Origin of the sequence: Hydrogeniiclostridium mannosilyticum, assembly GCF_003268275.1 — a bacterium.
Lineage (GTDB): Bacteria > Bacillota > Clostridia > Oscillospirales > Acutalibacteraceae > Hydrogeniiclostridium > Hydrogeniiclostridium mannosilyticum.
This window is the reverse complement of sequence record NZ_QLYR01000001.1, coordinates 59,915-79,872: the sequence shown is the minus strand read 5'-3', so window position 1 is coordinate 79,872 and position 19,958 is coordinate 59,915. Positions and strand designations below refer to the sequence as shown.

Genomic DNA, 19,958 nt, shown 5'->3' with positions numbered 1-19,958 from the left:
CAGATTCCATTGTATCTATCTTATGGGGGGATGAGCGTTTAGTTGCAAGTCCGCGTCAATTTCATCGTTTTAGATATGCGGGAAACGGAGATGGTCAGCCGGATAATCCTCGCCGCTCCAGATTTTAACGCCGCTCCACGGTTCATCTGCCCCAGACCAAAAGGGGTCGGATTCAGGCAAGCCCAGCGGTAAAAGGGCGGATGTACACAGGTAGAGACTGCCAGTTGAAATATAGGGCTTTCCCAAACCGGGTTGATGGCCGCAGAGGCCAATGGTTAAAAAATGATTTTTATCAAAGGTACCGGGCGCATCCATACAGCGGTGAAGAACTGCTGTCATTGCGCAGCGTACACTTGCCGGGGAAATACTTTGGGGCAGCAGATGACGCAAAGCAATATCTGCCAGCAAGTGAAAGGCGCCCATGCGGTAGGTGATGGAGCGGCCGATAGCAGGAAAGCTGCCGTCCGGTGCAATCAAATTTTCCAGCTGCTGGGCATAACGAGCCGCACGCTGGAATGTGGCCGCCTGAACTGCCTGCCAGTCCGTATAAAGAGGGGAGAGTGTGTCCAGTACAGCTATCAGCATGGGGTGGATGACATAGCTGTTATAGTAATTGAAAGCATACAACGTGCCGTCGCCATATTGGCCGTCTCCCAGATACCAGTGCTGGGTAAACTCTTTAATGGCAAAATCCGCACGCATGGTGTCACAGTTTCCCTCCGCGCGATATAAGAAGGCTTCGATCACGGCGCTGAACAGCAGCCAATTGTTATAAGGCGCTTTCTCGCTCCGGGTCGCTTTCATAGCGGTGATGAGATTCGCTTGGGTGTCCGTATCGCAAGCGGTCCACAGAGGCTCCCAAGCACGCAGAAGCCCCAGTGCCAGAAAAGCGGCATCGACAATCGGCTGGTTCCCTCGACACGTGCCATCAAGAAAATTCATCTTATCCGGGCTGTCGGGATGAACCGCACGTTCCAGGCCGCGGGCCGCCAGCGCTAAAATACGCCGCCGCTCGGCTTCTTCTGCCGGGTCCTGGGCCTGTGCCGCCAGCCAGGGGGCAAGGCCGGCCAGTGAACGGCCGAAGGCTTCTAAATAAGTATAGTCGGCACGGTCGTTCATGCCGGGGTGGCTTTCAATTGGCATCTGCTCCCGCAGTTTGCCCTCTGAGAGCGGCCGCAGGACGGGCTCCGTGATTTGTAAAAGCTGATGGAGCCAGTATTTTCTGGTCAGATTCAACGCTATTCCTCCTTATATGTGCTTAATCATGCGGGGGACGATAAAAATTACCCCAGACCTGCTCTGTTTTTAAGACATTAATAAAGGCTTCGGGGTCAACTGCGCGCGTCTCCTGTACAATTTTTTTAACCTGGTCCTGAGCAACGACGGAATAAATGATGTTCCTAGGCTGATCCTTGTAAAGGCCCGTACCGCTGAACATGGTCGCGCCATGGTGTGTAACCTTAATCTTGTCGAAAATTTCTTCCGAATCCTTTGAGACAATGAATAAGGTGGCTTTTTGATAGCGCACATTCAGCAGGTGTACTACTTGCGTGGATGTAAACTGAAAAATAATGGAGTACAGGGCTTTATCCCAGCCGAACAGCAGGCCGGCGATGACAAGCACGCCGGCGTTGCCAATTAGGATATAGTTCCAGGCATCAATATTCATCCGCTCAGAGAGAAAAATGGCGATAAAATCCGTGCCGCCGCTGGTTGCCCGGCCCTTCAGACAGAGGCCGATGGCAAAGCCGTTGATCAAGCCGCCGAAGATACAAATCAGCAGCACATCATACGTAATCGGCATGGAAGGGAGCAGGTCCGTCAATATACTGGTCAGAACGATGGACAGCGCGGAATAAATAGTGAACTTCTTGCCGATTTTAAAGAAACAGATGGTGGCGGGAATGGCATTGAGCACAAAATTGATAATAGAAAATGGGAGTGCAACGTTTAGAAATTGCTCGGCACTGCGCTGAATCAACAGCGTAATTCCATTAAATCCGCTGGGAAACAGTCCGCCGGCGCGGACAAAGCTCTTAATATTTATGGCCATTAGAACAGAGGCGATTACAATCAAAAGCAGGCGTTTGCCTTCTTCTTTATAATCGACCGTGCTTAAAAATTTTTTCACAGCAAAGCTCCTTCTCTATAAATGGTTGGAGGTATTGGGCAGGAAAGATGAATCTAGTATGTGTAAACTCAACTTTTCTAGTGCAGCAAGGAATATATTTCAAATAATTTTGAAATATGGTAACAAGCCGTATGTAACGTTTCATCCCGGCTGCATATGGGAAAGAAGGCTTTGTTGGTTATGCGGCGGCTATTTTACAGAATATCCATTAAGGGCAACGGCGGTATTTGAGCGGAGGAGAAAGCCAGCAGGAATCTCTGCCGCCTATAGCTTTATTGCTGGACAACAAGCTCACCTAGGCAATGCTCTTTTTCTGGGGTTGTAATCAATGTGTCGAGAAGCCTGCCGCCAATTGGGTGGGAAGAGCTCACATGCACGAGGGTGTAATTCCTTGTATAGCCGGTCCAGCAGCCGTCCTCGCACAGCTGCTCGAACAGAACAGGTTCTGTCCGCCCGCATTGTGCCGACAAAAAAGCACGCTGGGTTTCAGCGGCTGCCGCAATCATTGCGCGGCTCCGCTCCTCCTTGACGGCGTTTGTTACCTGGCCGGGGGCCTTGTCGGCGCGGGTGCCGGGGCGTCTGGAATAGGCAAACACGTGTGCTTTCGCAAAACCAATTTCCCGAATAAAGGCAAGGCTCTGAGAAAATTCTGCCGCTGTTTCACCGGGAAAACCGACCATGACGTCGGTAGTAATGGCAGCATTTGGAAAATTCTCCCGAAGCCGCTGAACAATCGCACGGTATTCGGCGGTATCATAGTGGCGGTTCATACGCCGCAGGGTGCTGTCGCAACCGCTCTGTAACGAAAGATGAAACTGTGGGCACAGCTTTGGCTGCTGTGCCAGCCGGGCAATGGTGCCTTCATCCATCTGCTCCGGCTCCAAGGAACCCAGGCGAACACGCTGAATGCCTGGCGCAGAGCAGGCGGTTTCCACTGCGTCGCAGAGGTTTTTGCCGATGTCCTGCCCGTAGGCGGAGAGGTTGATGCCGGTCAGCACGACTTCCTGGTAGCCGTGCCGTCCAAGCTCATGCAGTTCACTGCCGAGCGCCTCCAGGGGCTTAGAGCGCACTCTGCCCCGCGCATAGGGAATAATGCAGTAGGAGCAAAAACGATTGCAGCCGTCCTCGATTTTCACAAATGCCCGGGTACGTTCATAAAATTCTGTTACCTGCATGTGCTCAAAAGCTTCCCCGCTTTGGTGGGGGGCAATGTCCACAATGCGCTGCCGGGAGGACATAAAGGCCAGAATATGCTCAAGCAGATAAGAGCGGTTGGAGTTGCCCATGACAACATCGGCTTCTTCCCAGCGGTCCGCCTGTTCCGGGAAAGCCTGGGGCATGCAGCCTGTTAGAACAATCACCGCTGTAGGCGCTTTTTTACGTGTCCGGCGCAGGACCTGCCGCACCTTATGATCGCTTGCGGCGGTAACTGTACAGGAATTGATAAGCACAACGTCGCTGTCTTCTTCCTTTTCGCAAAGGGTAAAACCGGCGGCTTGCAGGCGGGCAAGCATAGCCTGCGTCTCATATTGATTCACCTTGCAGCCCAATGTGATTGCTGAAACCTTCATATATTATCAAAAGAACTCGAATCCGGTTCTTTATAGCCTCCTTCATAATTTGTTCTTTTCTTTGTTCTAATCAACAGTTCGCAGTTTTAAGAATCTTACAAATTTGTAAGATTTGCTATTGAAACAAATCCCAAGGTGAGTTATGATAAAAAACAGCCTGAAAAAAGAAAGGAGCCGCGGATCATGGTTTCAAAGCAAATTTTGTTGCCGACACTTGATTCTGTAAAAAAATTTGTAAATATTACAAATAGATATGATTTTCTAATCGAACTCATTAGCGATAAATACCGTATCGATGCGAAGTCGATTATGGGGATTCTCAGCCTGGATCGTTCAAAGCCGTTGCTGTTACAAAGCAGCGAAGCAAATATTGAGCCTTTTCTGGCAGAAATCAAAGAATTTTGTGTGGAAGAATAAATCAAAGATAGTTGTCCGGGTCTCGTACACCGAGGCCTGTTTTTTTGTCTTTTTATAAGCTCCCAAGGGAGTGCGTTGTCTCCAGTTGTTCTGTACGTGTGCTCCATTCTGTGAAGAGGGCATCATTTTTTTGCCGGAGCGCCTGTAGCTGCTCAGAGAGCTCTGTGATTTTTTGATAATCGCTGGCAATGTCCGGCGCGGAAAGGCTGGACTCCAGTGTGAAAATTTCGGCCTCTGTTTCGGCTATTTCCTGTTCAAGGCGCCGAACAGCGGCCTTTTCTCTGCGTATAGCGGCCTGTTTTTCCTTTTGCTGCTTATATTCGCCGCCTTTTTCCTTAACGGCAGTGGCCTGTACGGTCAGCTGCTCGCTTTTTTGCTTTTCCAAAAATGCGTCGTAATTGCCGCTGTAGGGCTTGGCGCCTGCCGAGTCCAGATAGTAAATCCGGTCGGCGAGCTTGTTCATTAGGTAACGGTCGTGGGAGACGATCAGCAGAGTTCCCTCATAGCGGCGGAGCGCCTCCTCCAGGGCCTCGCAGGAGCCAATGTCTAGGTGGTTGGTTGGTTCGTCCAGCAGCAGGAAGTTTGCCCTGGAAAGCATGAGCTTCAGTAAGAGGACCCGGGCGCGTTCGCCGCCGGAAAGGGCGGAGATTTCCTTGAAGACGTCCTCACCCTTAAAGAGAAAAATCGCCAGCGCGTTGCGCACCTGGGTTTGCGTCATCTGCGGGTGGTCATCCCAGATTTCATCAATGACCAGTTTGCCAGCATGCAAACCGGTTTGTAGCTGGTCATAGTAACCGATGTCAATATTGGCGCCGAATTGGATTTCGCCTTCGTCAGGGGTGTATTCCCCCAAAATCGTTTTGAGCAGAGATGTTTTTCCGCAGCCGTTCGGGCCGATGATGAAGATGCGCTCCTGCCGCTTGGCTTCAATAGAGACATGCTGAAACAGGCATTTATCCTCAAAGGAAAGCGCGAGATCTTTCGCGTCCAAAACGTCGTTGCCGCCGCGGTTGGCAACTGAAAATTCAAAGCGAAGCAGTTCAGCCTGTTCTTCCGGTTTTACCAAGGCCTTTTCCAGCCGGTCAATAGCCTTGAGTTTGCTTTCGGCTGTGCGGATGTTTTTTTCGCGGTTCCATTGCCGCTGTTGTGCGACGATGCCTTGCAGGCGCTCGATTTCCTTTTGGGTATTTTGATATTTACGCTCTACCGCGATTTCGTTTTCTCTTTTAAGCTTGAGATAGGTGGAGTAATTGCCCTTGTAAACGGTCAGATGATGATTTTCCATTTCAAAGGTACGGCTTGTAACGCGGTCCAGAAAATAGCGGTCGTGGGAAACCACCAGGTAAGCGCCGTTGTAGGAGCGAAGAAAGTCCTCCAGCCATTCGACGCTGGCAATGTCCAGGTGGTTGGTTGGTTCGTCCAGCAGCAGCAGGTTCGCGCCGCTGAGCAGGAGTTTTGCCAGCTGCAGCTTGGCCTTCTGCCCGCCGCTGAGCACACCGACCGGCAGGCCCATCTGGTCATCGCTGAAACCAAGGCCCAGCAGGGCAGAGCGCGCCCGGCTGCGGCAGGTCAGGCCGCCCTCCATGGCAAAGCGGTCGGAGAGCATAGTCTGCCGTTCAATCAGCGCATCCATTCCGTCTGCGCCCGCCTGGATTCTCAGCGAGAGTTCCTCGATTTCTTTTTCCATGGAGAGCAGAGGCGAAAATACCGAGAGCACCTCGCTGTAGGCGCTGCGCTCGCGGTCACTGCATACATGCTGTTCCATATAGCCCAAAACAGCCGCGTTGGACAGATGAATTTCACCATTGTCAGCCGGCTGGTCCCCGGTCAGAGCTTTGAAAAGCGTAGTTTTTCCCGATCCGTTTATGCCGACAAAGCCGATGCGGTCATTTTCCTGTATTTCAAAGGAGACGCCTGAAAATATAACGTCAACCCCGAACGCTTTTTCTAAATTACTTACACTTAACAGTGCCATGTTGCTCGCTCCTGTAAAATTCTGGTCAGAATAGAATGATATTTTTATTATAAGATATTTGGAGGAAAAAGGCAAATGCTTGCTGAGACGGTCGGGGACGGAGAGGGCGGTTTAATATGCCGGCAGGAAAATGAGGCCTGGGCGTAGGCTTTTTAGGCGTGTTTGAGGTATGAAAGGGACCGAAGGGCCATGGGGGTTCTGCAGCCCTTTTGTTATTCCTTAAAAAAGTGTGCCTCGGTTACCGCGCAGAGGGCATGGTAAACCGGGAGGGTCAGCTCCTGAACACGATAGGTTTCTTTTTCCGGTGTTTGAATGCAGACCGTACACAGTTCACCCAGTTGACCGCCATCTCGTCCAGTGATGCCCAGGCTGGGAATGCCCAGGCTACGTGCAGTACGCACGGCGTTGACGACGTTTCGCGCATTGCCGGAGGTGCTCAGAGCAATCAGCAGACACTCTCGGCCCTTTCCATAGGCGTAAACCTGCTGGGCAAAGACCAGGTCGGCAGCTATGTCGTTTGCAAATGCGGTGCACAGGGCGCTTTGGCTGACAAGCGAAATGGCGGGAAGCGCTTGCTGCAGCTGATCGGCAAGCTCCGGTACACCCTCGTTTTCAAAGCGTTCCTTCTCTGCGGGTGGAAGGGGCCGGCGTAATAGAAAACCCTTCATGAGTTCGCCGACGATATGCTCGGCATCTGCGGCGCTTCCGCCATTGCCGCATAGCAGAATTTGCCCGTTGTTTTCGTAGCAATGGATCATCAGGGCGCAGGCCTGGTAAATTTTTTCCTTCAGCGGCAGCAGGGCGGGAACATCCTGGTATAACTGCTGTAAAATAATTTCAGTGCGATTCATTGTAATGACCTCCTAATGCGTATGTGAAAAGGACACTTCCGAAATTTTATGACGGCTGAAAGGCAACGGACAGTGCGGCGTAGTCTCCGATAGAATCCCCTAAGCACGCGGGAACGATTCTGCAGCAGGGTTGAGAATAGCGAAGCGCTTCCCGTTCCCAGACCTCTTTTGCTGCCGGCCAGAGAAGGCTGTGGCTCCGTTCGAAGATACTGCCAATTACGATGATCTCGGGGTTGATGATGTCGGTAATAAGCGCCAGGCCCATGCCCAGCTTTTCCCCGCAAAGACGGTAAACCTTTTGCGCGGTGGCATCGCCTGCGTGGGCGGCCTCAGCGACGGTTTTTGCGGAGATGGCCTCCAGGCCCTCCATTGTAGGGCAATAAGCGGGTGAAAGGCCGTTTTGAATGGCCTCAACGGCTTTGCTGCGGGCAAGCTGGGCGATCCCGCCGCCGCTGCAAAAGCCTTCAAAGGAACCTGACTTGCCAAAGCCAACCGGGCCGTCCTCCGCCAGCCGCATATGGCCGACCTCGCCGGCCATATCGGAGGTTCCGCTGTAAAGGCGTCCGTCCAGAATCAGTCCGGCGCCCATCCCGGTGCCAAACGTGAGAAAGACGGCGTTTTGCGTGCCCCGGGCGGCCCCAAACCGCCATTCGGCCAGGGCACAGGCATTGGCGTCGTTTTGTACATGGGCGGGAATGCGATAGCGCTCTTGCAGCATCTGGACAATCGGAACGTAATCCCAGCCGTATAGGTTGGGCGGACCCATAATAATACCTTTTTTGCTGTCCAGCGGCCCGCCGCAGCTCACGCCAATACCCAATATATCGGCGGGTACAAGACGATGCTTTTCCATCATCTCCTCGATGTTCCGGTACAGTTTTTGCAGCGCTTGCTCCAGGCCCTTTTTGCTTTCGGTAGGAAAGGCCGCCCGGTCGAGAATAAAATCGTCACAGCGTACCGGTATTTCCCCTCTACCCAATAAAACAGCGCACTTGGTTCCGCCGATATCAAGGCCAATTGTATATTTTTCCATTATAAATGCTCCTTTATGTTGTGCTCCGGCGGCAGCTCGGTCATGGAGACCTCTTGCACGCAATTTTCCAGCCCCGGGCGGATGAGCAGCGTTTTAACTTCGTAGGGAGAAAAGCGAACCTGAATATCCCTGGAAAACAGCGGGGCCTGAATCGTGGCAGCCGTATATTTTCCGTCGGTTTCATACGCCCTCAAAATATAGCCTTCCGCATGGTGGGCTTTTTTCAATGCGGACAGGATAATATTGGGTTCACAAAGGGCGAGGCCGGAATAGGACTGTGGAAATTCCCCAGGATGGTAGGTTTCAGCGACCTTGGTCAAGGGCTGAAGTAATTCTGAAGCCCGCTGAGCGGGCCGGGCATTCCGCCAGCCGCCTGTGTGTGGGATGAGTGAATATTGAAAAATTTGCGTTCCTTGCTCAGTATATAGATACTCATCTTCCGGGTTTAGCTGCTGGGGAATATGATGGGCGAAAACAGGACTTCTCAAAACGGTCAGAGACAGCGCCTGGCCCTTGACATCCGCTCCGTATTTATGGTCGGTAATCAGGGTCAGCCCTTGCTGCATTCCGTTTTGCGGACAGGCGCCGGAGATGTCAATCCAGTTCTGAAAGGGTTCCTCCAGGCCGGTTGCCTCGCGTACAATATGGCCGAAGGGGTTGCCGAAGGTGGCGGTGGCGTTCTCTACCTGAACCGGGATGCGCAGTTTCAGGCACTGGTTTTTGCCCCGCCAGTTCAAACGTGCTTCGGCGTAAACAATGGGGCTGAAGCGGTAGAGGGTAAACGTTTGTGTCAGGATGGAGTCCTCGTAGGTGGAGACGACGCGAATACGATTAAGCAGCGGACCGGTTTCAACACGGTTGATGCTGCGCAGGGTAAAGGCGCCCAGCACCTCGTCAAAGCGCTGGATGCCGTGGCTCCACGTGTCGGAATCATCATGGATGACAGTAGGAACCGGGGCAGGTGCATGAAGAAATTCTGTCCGGGCTTTTTTATCGAAAATACTGTCTATCAGGCCGGTAGCGGCGTTAAAACGCACGCGTACCATGTCGTTTTCCAGCATATAGGGGTCATCGGCTTTAACGGGGCCTGCCGGGGAAAGCGCCGGGTCCATGTAGAGGCGGTAGGTTTCATAACCCATCGGCGGGACCGTTACCTCAAAAGCGATATTGCGGCGGCCTTCTACCTGGGCCTGAGTGCGGACAAGCTGGTGGGGAGCCTCCCTGCCGGTGCTGTCAAGCACCTTGCAGCCACAGCCGGGTTCTATGCCGCGCTCGTGGCAGATAACGGCTTGAACGGGCCAGGGATGCGGATTGAAGACAACAAGTGGCTGCATGGCCTCTTCCTTGGAAATTTGGATGTGAAAGGAGATGCCCTGCAAGGCGTAGTTTTCCGTTTGACCGGCCAACGAAACGGCCTCGCCGTACTGTGCGAGTGCCTCAGGGTACACGCTTTCGATGCAGGCCCCGGCGAGAATATCATGGAACTGGTTAAACAGCACGCGCTTCCATGGCTCTTCTAGTACATCCTCAACGGGCCGCCCGAGGCGCTCTGCCAAAACGCCGTATTTCTCGGCGCGAAGCAAAGCGTTTTCCGCCTTTTGATTGGCTTCCTTAATCATAGAATTTGCACTGTAACAGCCGGGGGCATGGTGCTGCAAGTCGTCACGGCACACGGGGAGGGAAACCGGATCCCGGTTTAAATCGGTTAAAAAATCCTCCGGAGAGGCAAATGTTAATGCGACGTTCTCCGTCTCTGCGACTTCGCTTTGAATGCTGCGAATGTAATCCAGGCTTTTGATTGTCGGCCCGCCGCCGTGGTTGCCGACGCCGTAAAAGCACATGAAGCTTTGTAGGTTTTCTTTTTTCAGGTCCGCCACGCACTGGCGAATGTGATCCTCCAGCCCTGGCAGCCAGGAACAATAGGTGTAGGGAATCTGGTAGCCGACTACGCGGGAACCGTCGTTGGCCTCCCACCAGAAAGTAGACGCCGGCAGGTCCTTTTCATGTGGGCCGGGACGAAGAAAGACATAGGCGGAGAGCCCCTGCTTTTTTAGAATTTGCGGTAGCGCGCCGTTATGGCCGAAGCTGTCTACATTATAACCAACAGTAGCCATGCGCCCGAATTTTTCCAGCAGATAGCGCTGCCCCAGAAGACCCTGACGGACAAAGGACTCACCGGATGGAATATTACAATCCGGCTGAATCCACCAACCGCCGCAAATTACCCAGCGGCCTTCCCGGACGCGGCTGCGGATTTTTTCAAATAGCTCAGGCTCGTTTTTTTCTATCCACTCGTAGTACTGAACGGAACTGGAGGTAAAAATAAACCCTTCATATTCATTCAGCCGATCCAGCGCGGAAGAAAAGGTGGCCTTGACCTCTGCGAACCCTTCCTGCCAAGGCCAAAGCCAGGCAGGGTCCAGGTGCGCGTTACCAATCAAATAAAGTTTTTTCACAATACAACCTCCCTATGGGGAATCTTCTGACCTCATTGTATCATTCGCGCTCCGGGAAAGCAATTACAAAAGTACGCTTGCGAAAAATCCCGCAATTGGATTCGTGGAATGCATGATTTTTTTCATTGACGAGGGCAGAGGGCTGTGCTATAGTAACCATAATCTCATTATAAAAGGGAGGGACGGGGCTTGTTTAGAATCGGTTGTTGTGCGGATGTGAGCCGGATTGAAGAGCTAATGAAGGCAGGTTTTGATTATATTGAGCTCAATCTGGCTCAGGTGACGCTGATGTCTGAATCGGAGTTTGAGGGGTGCCGCCGCCGGGTTGAACAAAGCGGGCTGAAAGCAGAGGCTTTTAACTGCATGCTGGCGGGGAAGGATCTGATTGTGGGGCCGAATCGGAATTTGGCTTGCATGGAGCAGCGCTTGGCGCAGGCCTTCCGGCGGGCCCGGCTGCTTGGCGGAAAAATTCTGGTGCTGGGCAGCGGCGCCGCGCGGCGAATCCCGGCAGGTTATGCGGTGGAACAGGGTAGGGAAGAGTTCACAGCCTTTTTGCAGCTGGTGAATTTATTGGCCGGCGAATACGGTGTGGAAATCGCAGTTGAACCGCTGAATCGCCGGGAAACCAATTTGATCACGAGCGTAAGCGAGGCCTATGGGTTGGTTCAGAAGGCCTGCCTGACGCATGTACACGTGCTGGCTGATTTGTACCATATGGCGCTTGAACAGGAGAATTTTTCTGTATTGGAAACGGTTGGCGGGGCGCTGGTCCACACGCACATTGCCAATCCCGACGGCCGCTATTATCCGAGCCGGAAGGATCGGTATGATTACCGTCCGTTTTTCAGAGCGCTTCAAAAAAACGGGTACCGAGGTAGAGTCAGTTTGGAGGGCATCTGCCGTGAACCGGAAAACTGGTTAGATGAAACGGCGGAAAGCCTCTTGTGTTTAAAAGAGATTATAAAGGAAGGCTAGGAAGGAGCTTTTATTCTTATGCAGCAGGCAGATTTAATGGAAAAATTCGAGGCTTTGGGGAAGAGTCTGGAGTGCCGGACAAACTGTGCGGAAATTGATGTGAGCCGGATCGTTTTTGATGCTGGCTTGAGAAAATCCTGCGAGATGAATTCCTGCGGCGCTTATGGGCGGAACTATATGTGCCCGCCCTTTTGCGGGGAGATTCACGAATTGATTGATAAGGCGAAAAGCTACCAAAAGGCTTTTGTGTTTCAAAGCATTCATGCGCTGGAAGATTCTTTCGATATCGAGAATATGGAAAAGGGCTCCCTGGTGCACAGCCGCATTGTCTGCGATATGGGGCAATACGCGCGTGCGGCCGACGCGCAGTGCCTTGTCCTGGGGGCCGGCGGCTGTAGGAACTGTACGCCGTGCGCGGCGCAAAAGGGAGAGCCCTGCCGTTTCCGGAAAAGCGTTTCCATCGCTGGAGGCCTACGGCGTGTTTGTCTCAAAGCTGGCACAGGCCTGTGGGATGCGCTATATCAACGGGGCCAACACCGTCACCTACTTTGGCGTGGTTCTGTATGACCCTGCCTGATTCGGCGCAGCGCTTTCTCTAGCCTCCAGGGAAACATAAAATTTGCCGGAACGGATAGCTTGATGATGGCGGCCGAGTTACTGGCTGGGGCCGTCTAGGATATTCCGGAGGGTTTCGAGGCGGTCTCAGTCAATCCGGTTGGAAGAGGATCAAGCTGGCTGCTGAAGCGATGATTGTATGAACAGGTGCTCATGCGGGGCCGGAACCGGCCGCCCCGCGTGGGCCTTTGTTTTAGAAGCCTTTACCAGTTGGCGCTTTGCTTGACACCCAGGGGAGGTATGCTATAATTTTTACAGACCGGCTACATCGGCATGTGGACGAAAGAGAGGGAGTGTTCTGTGGAGACATCGTGGTGGAGGCGAATCCTCCGGTTAAAGCGCTGCTGGCTGTTGACAGCACTGCCTCTTGGCCTGCTGCTGGAGGCGGCAGCGGCGGGAAACCAGAATTTTGCCGAATGGTATGCAACGAATTTTTACCCCGGCCTTTCTAAAACTGGGAACCTTATTTCCGGTTTGCTGCCTTTTTCTCTGGGGGAATGGGTAGTGATATTTTCGGCAATCGCGGCCGTGGTTTTTTTAGTGTTTCAGGCAGTCCAGCTCATTCGCAAAAAGGGAGATAGGCTCTTTTGTACGGCAAGATTATTTTTGAACCTGTTTTGTGCGGCGGGGCTTGTCCTGCTGGCGTTTGCACTCTCCTGTGGAATCAATTACCACCGCATCTCGTTTGCAGAGTCAAGCGGGCTGGAGGTACGAGAGTCCTCTCGGGAGGAGTTGGCGGAGCTGTGTGAGGCTTTAACAGAGAAGGTCAATGCGCTGCGGCCGCAGATCGCCGAGGTGAACGGTGTGGCTACCCCGCCTGCCTCGTTTTCTGAAATGGGCGGGGAAGCCCAGAGGGCTTTTTCTGCGCTTTCCCTGCAATATCCGTTGCTGCAGGATGGATATGGCGCGCCCAAAACAGTGCTCCTTTCGCGGGGCATGTCTTGGCTGAATATTACAGGCATATTTTTTCCGTTTACATTTGAGGCCAATGTAAACGTCGATATACCCAAATATAATATCCCGGCGGTGATGTGCCATGAGCTTTCGCACCTTCGCGGCTTTATGCGGGAGGATGAAGCCAATTTCCTGGCTTACTTGGCTTGTAAAAACAGCGCCAGCTTAGATTTTCAGTACTCAGGATATATGCTGGCATTTATCTATGCGACCAATGCGCTGTATGAGGTAGACAAGGAAGCCTACAGCCGGATTTTTAATCGGCTGGATCCGGGTGTCCGGAGAGATATATCCTGCCAGTCCAATTACTGGAAACAATTCGAGGGCCCTGTAGCAGATACGGCTACTTCGATTAACAACGGTTATCTGCAGGCTAATCAACAGGATGATGGCGTTAAAAGCTATGGCAGGATGGTGGACTTGCTGCTGGCAGAGCAGCGGTTAGGCGAATAAGGCTGCCTGCGAAGAATATTTTTTGATGGGAGAAAAAGATGAAAAGGTATCAATTAGTTGTTGTGGGCGGCGGTTTTGCCGGGGCAGCAGCGGCGATCAGTGCGGGAAGGGCGGGCGTGTCCACCCTGCTGATTGAGCGTGGTTTTAGGTGGCGCGGCGGCTCATGCGCTTGTTAATCCCTTTATGCCTTACCGGACACAGATCGATGGTGAGCTGGTTCCTCTGTGCCGCGGAATCTTTGAAGAAATATATAACGCGCTGGCGGCGATGACACAGGAGGAAGGCGATGTCAGCCAAGCCTTTGCCTTTCATGAGGAGTATTTAAAGCTGATCTTGAACCGCATGGCATTGGAGGCGGACGTAGAGCTTTTATACCATGCTGATTTAACCGGCGCTGAGGTGCAGGGCAGACGCTTGCGCGCCGTGTCGGTGGCAACCACGGCGGGAGTGCTTTCTATACAGGCGGATGTGTTCATTGATGCCACCGGTGATGCGAATTTGGCGGCTCTGAGCGGTTGCCCCTACCATTTGGGAAGGGAACGGGATTCCCTCTGTCAGCCGATGACCCTCTGTTTTCGGCTGGGAGGCATCGACTTGGAGAGGGCGGCGGCCAACACGGCGGAGCTTCAACGGAAGTACCGGCAGTTTCAAGCGCAGGGGCTGATTCACAATCCACGGGAGGATGTCTTGCTCTTTGAAAGTACGCTGAATGGCGTGCAGCATTTCAATAGCACGCGTATTGTTAAGCGGAATCCTACTGATCCCGTTGATGTGACCCAAGCTGAAATAGAGGCTCGGGAGCAGGTCTTTGAGCTGTTCCATTTTCTAAAAAACAATATTCCGGGCTACGAGCACTGTTTTCTGCTTTCTACAGCCTCCGAAATCGGTATTCGTGAGAGCAGGATGATCGACGGGCAGTATTTGCTGACGGGGGAGGACCTAAAAAATTGTACCAAGTTCCCCGATGCGGTCGCGCTGGGTAATTATGATATTGATATTCATAATCCCGAGGGCAGTGGAACGGCGCACTACTACTTTGGCCCCGGCGAGTATTATACCATTCCCTACCGCGCCTTGCTTCCCCGGCAGGTGGAAAATATGCTGGTAGCCGGAAGATGTATTTCCGTGACGCATGAGGCCCAGGCATCGATTCGGATTATGCCGGTTGTATGCTGCATCGGCCAGGCTGCCGGTACGGCCGCTGCACTGGCTGTGCAACGGCAACAGGCAGAGTGCCTTTCGGTTAGCCAAGTACCGGTTGCAGAGCTTCAACGGGTATTAAGGGAGAACCATGCAGCACTGTAAAGGTCTTTTATAGCTGCTGTAAAAAACGCCGGCTTATTCTCTGAAATTTCATCTGAGAATAAGCCGGCGTTTTTTGTATATCAATCAAAAATTTTTTAATAAAAAGCCGCGTCGGCACGGAAAACCGAACACGGCAAGGAACAAAAAGGACATATATATAGTAACCTGTTTAGTGAGAAAAGTCAACCTTTGATTTATAAATTTATCTGTCGTTTTTTGGCGAAATATACCATAAAAACCTTTTTTACCGCTTTACTGCCTGCTTAAATTAATTACGGTTATTTTTTTAGTTTTAGTGAATTGAATTAACATAATTCCTTTGCGCCATTAAACCGGGGCACATATAGAATCATTTTGCTGTATGGCGGCTGAATCAGAGAATAACATGAGCGCGGGGAAGCCTCAGAAAGGCGAAACTATGTTTTTTTACCTGGCGCTAATTTATCCAAATAGCACCAGGCGGCCTTTGCATATGGATAACCCGTATCTTTCAGCCATTCCAGATAACCCTTTTCTTTCCCGTAAACAGCCTCTATGGTCTCTCCAGCATACTTTCCGCCTTGTAAAACCATTTTGCCAAGTTCCTCAACGCTCTTATGCAGATAGATATGCTTTATCAGTTCATCTTTTCCTGATAGGCATTCTTCATTCAGAGACCTGAACCATTCGGAGAATCCGGTGCGTGTGTATTGGGTGCGCTCGTCCTTTGTAATCCCCATTTCATCCATATCAAGTACTTTTATTAACAGGACCTCGTTCTCGGCCTTCGTTCCCTTTTTCGCATAATTCACCAGATATAGGGTGGCGTTAAAATCAAGCTTTGTCTGCCATAGTGCTAAAAATTTTGCCGCGTTTTTCTTCCAATATCTATTGGGATAGCTTGTATATGGGGTGACCTTTTGAGATTCCTCGCACAGCAGATATTCGAACATGATATACCCTGTCTGCGGATGTTTTTGCAGTCTGTCAAAATTAATGGCGGCTGTACAATCATCACCCAGCATCTCTTTTGAAAATTCAAAGCCGCTCTCATCGCCGTGCCCCAATGGCTTGCTTGCCGCCGGAGCGTAGGCGTTTATTTTAAATTCCATATACATCCCTTCCTTCCGCATAGCTTTCTTAAAAAGGCTACCTGTTCCAATTCATTATATTCTTTCTGATTTTTCAAGTCAACAAGCTTAAACCTCTTGACATATTGAGCACGGCCTCCGTTCTGTCCTTGGCATCCCAAACCTACATATAAGAGGTCTCCGGCTGGAGGGGGGAGGGAATGGCTGGCGTCAATTTACGAAAGGACGGGAACTGGAGCCGAATCTCTCTGCACGTTTAACAAAGACGCTATACCGTTCCTATAGACGATTTCCACCGGCCTCAGGACGGAAGACTGTTATGAAAACCTGGAAACTGTGGCGCCTGCCAAAAAGAACAAAAAGTATAAGATAAGCGTTTGCCCAAAAATCCTACATTCAGAGGGACCGTGCGTCCTATATATCGGAATACTTCACAGGCCAATCAAAATAAGATTTTTAGACTGGGCTCGAGGCAAAAGATATTGGACAAGCTCAGAAGGTAAAAATACGGCTTTCTAAAGCTTGTAAAAGCTTAGAAAGCCGTATCTCAAAAGAGTTCTGGAGCTGCTAACCAGATTCGAACTGGTGACCTCGTCCTTACCAAGGACGCGCTCTGCCGACTGAGCCATAGCAGCATGGCGACTCGGAACGGGCTCGAACCGTCGACCTCTAGCGTGACAGGCTAGCGTTCTAACCAACTGAACTACCGAGCCATTGGCAGGGGCAGAAGGACTTGAACCCTCGGCACGTGGTTTTGGAGACCACTGCTCTACCAACTGAGCTATACCCCTTTGTTCTTGTATTTGTGAGCGCAGGTATTATATTATCATTTTATTTTTTATCTGTCAATATGAAAGATCTGTTTTTTTATAATTTATGTAAAGAATTTAAATCTGTGGAGAAAAGCAACCCGGTTATACAAAAAGCGGCGGCCTCTTTTGAGAAGCCACCGCCCTTTATAGTGAATGTGCTCACGATTTTTTCTGATAGTGTTCAACAATTAAGTGCGCGCACTGATAGATGTTGCCGCCGCCCAACGTTAAAATTAAATCGCCGGGTTTTGCGTTTGCCGTCACATAATCCATCATTTCTTCAAACGTTTTTTGGTAAACCGCCCCAGGGATTTTTTCAACCAGGTCTGTCGCGTAGATGTGGTAGGTGTTGGTTTCGCGAACCGGCAGAATTTCGGAAATGACGGCATGGTCCGGAATAGAGAGCGCCTTCGCAAAATCATCCAGGAACATGGCTGTGCGTGAGAATGTGTGCGGCTGAAACAGCGCCCATACCTCGCGGAACCCCATATGCATGGCGGCTGACAGCGTTGCTGTCAGCTCAGTGGGGTGATGGGCAAAATCGTCTGCAACGGTAATTCCGTCAAAGCGGCCCAGTACCTCAAAGCGCCGATGAACGCCCTTAAAGGCATGCAGGCTCTGCGCAGCACTTTCCGGCGAAACACCCATGATATGTGCCGCGGCAAAGGCGGCCAGCGCGTTCAGAATGTTGTGGCGGCCCGGGACAGTCAGGGAAACCTCGCAAAGTGCTTCGCCGCGGTGGCGGACAGTGAAGCTTTCACAGGCCTTTGGCGTGTCGGAAATCCCGGTTGGATAATAATCGTTGCTGCCCTCAAAGCCAAAAGTGACAATCTTTTCCCGGGAAATGCCTGCCATCGCCTTTTTTACATTGTTGTCATCGCCATTCACCAGCAGTATGCCGGAGGTTTGCAGGGCGAATTGGTGGAAGGACTGGATAATACGGTCAAGGGTTCCGAAGTAGTCCAAGTGGTCCTCTTCAATATTGGTAATTATGGAAAGATAGGGGTGAAGGTGCAGAAAAGTATCTACGTACTCGCAGGCCTCGCAGACGATGAGGTCCGAATGCCCTGTGCGCCCGTTGCCGTGAATCAGAGGCAGCCTTCCGCCGATGATGGCGCTGGGGTCCTTTCCTCCTTCGAGTAAAAGCTGCGTAATCATCGCGGTGGTGGTGGTTTTTCCATGTGTGCCGGCGACGGCGATTGCGTGGGGGTAACGGTCCACAACCATGCCGAGCATCACGGAACGCTCAATACAGGGAATGCCTTTTTCTGCAGCGGCTACGCGTTCCGGGTTATCTGCACTTATGGCAGCGGAGTAAACCACCAGTTCGGCATCGCCGACATTTTCCTTTTTCTGCCCCATAAAGACCGGAATACCATAGGAACGGATTCTTTCAAGCGTGTCGGATTCATCCCGGTCTGAACCGGTCAGGCAGTAGCCGTTATGATGCAGAATTTCGGCGAGCGGGCACATGCCCGAACCGCCAATACCAATAAAATGTATTTTTTTCACCCGGTTTAAAAGGTCGTTATTCTTCATTTCAAACACCCTTTCCTTTGCAAGGTTCTTTGTCTTTTATGCTATGCGTACCTTTAATTTGGCGTTCCGGAATTAAATTTAACATTTACAGGCTGTACGCCGTTCTTATGGCGGGGTTTACACGATTTAAGTATTATAATAACCAATTTTCCACATATTTGCAATAAAATCCGTATTTTCTCACAGGGGATTCGTTTATGTAATCACATCCATTTTCACCCGGCCATATTATGAATTTAGAATCTGAGTAGTGCCCATGCTTCGGCTGGGCCTGGAAAGGCGTGAAGCAAAAATGGTTGACATAAATAGTTTTGCCGTGTTGGGAGGAGATAAACGGCAGGCTGCCCTGGCAGAATCTATCGCGGCAGACGGGTATACGGTTTATGCCTGGGGCTTTGACCGCCTGGACTTATCCGAATCTGTGCGAAAGACCGATTTAGCCGAGGCGGTTTCCAAATGCGTGAATATTGTGCTGCCGCTGCCGGTCACACAGGACGGCGTGTTCCTCAATGCAAAATATACGGATGAAAAGGTTCGGCTGGACGAAGGCCTTGCCGAGCTCATGCTGCACAAGCAGGTGTTTGGCGGTAAAATGGGAAAGCTTTTTGCCACCAGCGACCTCTGGTATTCCATAGACACCTGCGACTATTATGCGCGCGAGGAGTTTGCCGTACGCAACGCAATCGCTACTTCAGAGGGCGCCATTGAGATTGCCGTTCGGGAGTATGCCGGCACGCTGAATGGAGGGCGCTGCCTGGTGGCAGGCTTTGGCAGAATTGGCAAGGCGTTGGCCTGGATGCTTCGGGGAATGGGTGCGCACGTGACCGTAAGCGCCCGGAAACCGGAGGACTTTGCCTGGATTGAGCTGTATGGCTATGAGGCGATCCACACAGACCATATTGGCCATAGCGGCAGCTATGACGTTGTTTTCAACACGATTCCTGCAATGGTATTTAACCGCCGACTGCTGGCTAAAATGAGGCCCGGCACACTGCTGATCGACCTGGCCTCCGAGCCCGGGGGTGTTGACTTTCCTTCCGCCGGTGAGCTGGGAATCCCTACGGTTCACGCGCTTTCACTGCCGGGCAAGGTGGCGCCCAAGGCGTCCGGTGAAATTATTAAAAATATTATTTACAGCGTAATGGAGGAATAGAGATGCAGAAAATTGTTTTTGGGTATGCATTGTGCGGGTCCTTCTGCACATTTGAAAAGGCCATTGAGCAAATGCGGGAGATTGCCGGAAAGGGCTATGAAATCCTACCCATCATGTCCGACAATGCCTATGCTACAGATACACGTTTTGGGAAAGCCGCCGATTTTATTTGGGAGATTGAGGACATCTGCAAAAATAAGATTATCCACACCATTGTGGGGGCGGAACCCATTGGCCCTAAGCGCATGGTGGACGCTATGCTGATTTCTCCGTGTACCGGGAACACACTGGCCAAACTGGCGGGAGGCATTACCGACACACCGGTGACTATGGCGGCAAAATCGACGCTGCGCATCGGCCTGCCCGTTGTCATCAACCTTGCCACCAACGATGCACTCGGCGCTTCCGCGCAGAATATTGGCCGGCTGATGAATACAAAAAATATTTATTTTGTACCGCTGCGCCAGGACGACCCGGTAAAGAAGCCGATGTCTCTGGTAGCCGATTTTACACAGCTGCTGCCCACCGCGCTGAATGCGCTGGAGGGGCGTCAACTTCAGCCGGTGCTGAGAGGAGCGGCTGAAAAATAGCAGGGGTAGCCTTTTGCGGCAAAATGCCTATTGTCTCACGGCTGTTTTAATGTTATGA

General features: G+C 51.6%; 14 protein-coding genes, 3 tRNA genes and 2 pseudogenes. 7 read left to right on the top strand and 12 right to left on the bottom strand.

Translation table 11 applies throughout. The annotated features are described in order from the left end of the window. Nucleotides 1–69: 69 nt before the first annotated feature. From DPQ25_RS00375 to mtaB, 3 genes are all read right to left on the bottom strand, one after another. Complete coding sequence (locus tag DPQ25_RS00375) at nt 70–1,236, bottom strand: DUF2264 domain-containing protein (protein WP_112331206.1); 1,167 nt, start codon at nt 1,234–1,236, stop codon at nt 70–72. Nucleotides 1,237–1,258: 22 nt separating this feature from the next. Then, complete coding sequence (locus tag DPQ25_RS00370; protein ID WP_242978170.1) at nt 1,259–2,131, bottom strand: YitT family protein; 873 nt, start codon at nt 2,129–2,131, stop codon at nt 1,259–1,261. Between the two features lie 272 nt (nt 2,132–2,403). Continuing rightward, the gene (gene mtaB, locus DPQ25_RS00365) at nt 2,404–3,702 is read right to left on the bottom strand and encodes a tRNA (N(6)-L-threonylcarbamoyladenosine(37)-C(2))-methylthiotransferase MtaB (protein WP_112331205.1); all 1,299 of its coding nucleotides are present in this window, start codon (nt 3,700–3,702) and stop codon (nt 2,404–2,406) included. A 183-nt stretch (nt 3,703–3,885) separates the two neighbouring features. Between mtaB and DPQ25_RS00360 the strand changes: the two genes are divergently transcribed. Further along, the gene (locus DPQ25_RS00360) at nt 3,886–4,119 is read left to right on the top strand and encodes an HPr family phosphocarrier protein (RefSeq protein ID WP_112331204.1); all 234 of its coding nucleotides are present in this window, start codon (nt 3,886–3,888) and stop codon (nt 4,117–4,119) included. 52 nt (nt 4,120–4,171) lie between these two features. On the opposite strand, the gene DPQ25_RS00355 is transcribed toward DPQ25_RS00360, so the two are convergent. The 4 genes from DPQ25_RS00355 to DPQ25_RS00340 all read right to left on the bottom strand — a co-directional run bounded on the left by DPQ25_RS00355 (nt 4,172) and on the right by DPQ25_RS00340 (nt 10,434). Continuing rightward, entirely contained in the window at nt 4,172–6,094 is a 1,923-nt protein-coding gene (locus DPQ25_RS00355) for an ABC transporter ATP-binding protein (RefSeq protein WP_112331203.1), read from the bottom strand. Nucleotides 6,095–6,306: 212 nt separating this feature from the next. Continuing rightward, nucleotides 6,307–6,945, bottom strand: a complete 639-nt coding sequence (locus DPQ25_RS00350) for a D-sedoheptulose-7-phosphate isomerase (protein ID WP_112331202.1) — start codon at nt 6,943–6,945, stop codon at nt 6,307–6,309. Nucleotides 6,946–6,991: 46 nt separating this feature from the next. Then, nucleotides 6,992–7,978, bottom strand: a complete 987-nt coding sequence (locus DPQ25_RS00345) for an ROK family protein (protein WP_112331201.1) — start codon at nt 7,976–7,978, stop codon at nt 6,992–6,994. After that, nucleotides 7,978–10,434, bottom strand: coding sequence for an alpha-mannosidase (locus tag DPQ25_RS00340; RefSeq protein ID WP_112331200.1), 2,457 nt, complete (start codon nt 10,432–10,434; stop codon nt 7,978–7,980). The genes DPQ25_RS00345 and DPQ25_RS00340 overlap by 1 nt, the downstream gene beginning before the upstream one ends. 189 nt (nt 10,435–10,623) lie before the next feature. Between DPQ25_RS00340 and DPQ25_RS00335 the strand changes: the two genes are divergently transcribed. The 4 genes and pseudogenes from DPQ25_RS00335 (at nt 10,624) to DPQ25_RS00310 (ending at nt 14,736) form a co-directional block, all read left to right on the top strand. Further along, complete coding sequence (locus DPQ25_RS00335) at nt 10,624–11,409, top strand: sugar phosphate isomerase/epimerase family protein (protein ID WP_112331199.1); 786 nt, start codon at nt 10,624–10,626, stop codon at nt 11,407–11,409. An 18-nt stretch (nt 11,410–11,427) separates the two neighbouring features. After that, nucleotides 11,428–11,986: pseudogene (locus DPQ25_RS14955) on the top strand (DUF2284 domain-containing protein). A 338-nt stretch (nt 11,987–12,324) separates the two neighbouring features. Next, nucleotides 12,325–13,431, top strand: coding sequence for a DUF3810 domain-containing protein (locus DPQ25_RS00320; RefSeq protein WP_242978168.1), 1,107 nt, complete (start codon nt 12,325–12,327; stop codon nt 13,429–13,431). 38 nt (nt 13,432–13,469) lie between these two features. After that, nucleotides 13,470–14,736, top strand: a pseudogene (locus DPQ25_RS00310) (FAD-dependent oxidoreductase). 416 nt (nt 14,737–15,152) lie between these two features. Here DPQ25_RS00310 and DPQ25_RS00305 read toward each other — a convergent pair. From DPQ25_RS00305 to murC, 5 genes are all read right to left on the bottom strand, one after another. Then, nucleotides 15,153–15,827 (bottom strand): hypothetical protein, encoded by a 675-nt coding sequence (locus DPQ25_RS00305; protein ID WP_112331193.1) that lies wholly within the window; start codon nt 15,825–15,827, stop codon nt 15,153–15,155. A gap of 538 nt (nt 15,828–16,365) precedes the next feature. After that, a tRNA-Thr gene (locus DPQ25_RS00300) sits at nt 16,366–16,441 on the bottom strand. A 1-nt stretch (nt 16,442) separates the two neighbouring features. Next, nucleotides 16,443–16,519: transfer RNA gene (locus DPQ25_RS00295), tRNA-Asp, on the bottom strand. Between the two features lie 2 nt (nt 16,520–16,521). After that, nucleotides 16,522–16,597 (bottom strand) — tRNA-Trp (locus DPQ25_RS00290). Between the two features lie 180 nt (nt 16,598–16,777). Then, a complete protein-coding gene (gene murC / locus DPQ25_RS00285; protein ID WP_112331192.1) occupies nt 16,778–18,157 on the bottom strand; it encodes a UDP-N-acetylmuramate--L-alanine ligase in 1,380 nt (459 codons plus the stop codon). Between the two features lie 292 nt (nt 18,158–18,449). On the opposite strand from murC, the gene dpsA reads away from it, so the two are divergent. Together dpsA and DPQ25_RS00275 are read left to right on the top strand one after the other, a co-directional pair. Continuing rightward, on the top strand, nt 18,450–19,310 hold the full coding sequence (gene dpsA, locus DPQ25_RS00280; protein ID WP_112331986.1) for a dipicolinate synthase subunit DpsA: 861 nt from the start codon (nt 18,450–18,452) through the stop codon (nt 19,308–19,310). A gap of 2 nt (nt 19,311–19,312) precedes the next feature. Further along, nucleotides 19,313–19,900, top strand: a complete 588-nt coding sequence (locus tag DPQ25_RS00275; protein WP_112331191.1) for a dipicolinate synthase subunit B — start codon at nt 19,313–19,315, stop codon at nt 19,898–19,900. The last annotated feature ends 58 nt before the right edge of the window (nt 19,901–19,958 follow it).

Coding starts and splice junctions, on each gene's coding strand:
- dpsA (WP_112331986.1), top strand. CDS start 18,450: ATGGTTGACATAAATAGTTTTGCCGTGTTGGGAGGAGATAAACGGCAG.
- DPQ25_RS00355 (WP_112331203.1), bottom strand. CDS start 6,094: ATGGCACTGTTAAGTGTAAGTAATTTAGAAAAAGCGTTCGGGGTTGAC.
- DPQ25_RS00345 (WP_112331201.1), bottom strand. CDS start 7,978: ATGGAAAAATATACAATTGGCCTTGATATCGGCGGAACCAAGTGCGCT.
- DPQ25_RS00275 (WP_112331191.1), top strand. CDS start 19,313: ATGCAGAAAATTGTTTTTGGGTATGCATTGTGCGGGTCCTTCTGCACA.
- DPQ25_RS00350 (WP_112331202.1), bottom strand. CDS start 6,945: ATGAATCGCACTGAAATTATTTTACAGCAGTTATACCAGGATGTTCCC.
- murC (WP_112331192.1), bottom strand. CDS start 18,157: ATGAAGAATAACGACCTTTTAAACCGGGTGAAAAAAATACATTTTATT.
- DPQ25_RS00360 (WP_112331204.1), top strand. CDS start 3,886: ATGGTTTCAAAGCAAATTTTGTTGCCGACACTTGATTCTGTAAAAAAA.
- DPQ25_RS00305 (WP_112331193.1), bottom strand. CDS start 15,827: ATGGAATTTAAAATAAACGCCTACGCTCCGGCGGCAAGCAAGCCATTG.
- mtaB (WP_112331205.1), bottom strand. CDS start 3,702: ATGAAGGTTTCAGCAATCACATTGGGCTGCAAGGTGAATCAATATGAG.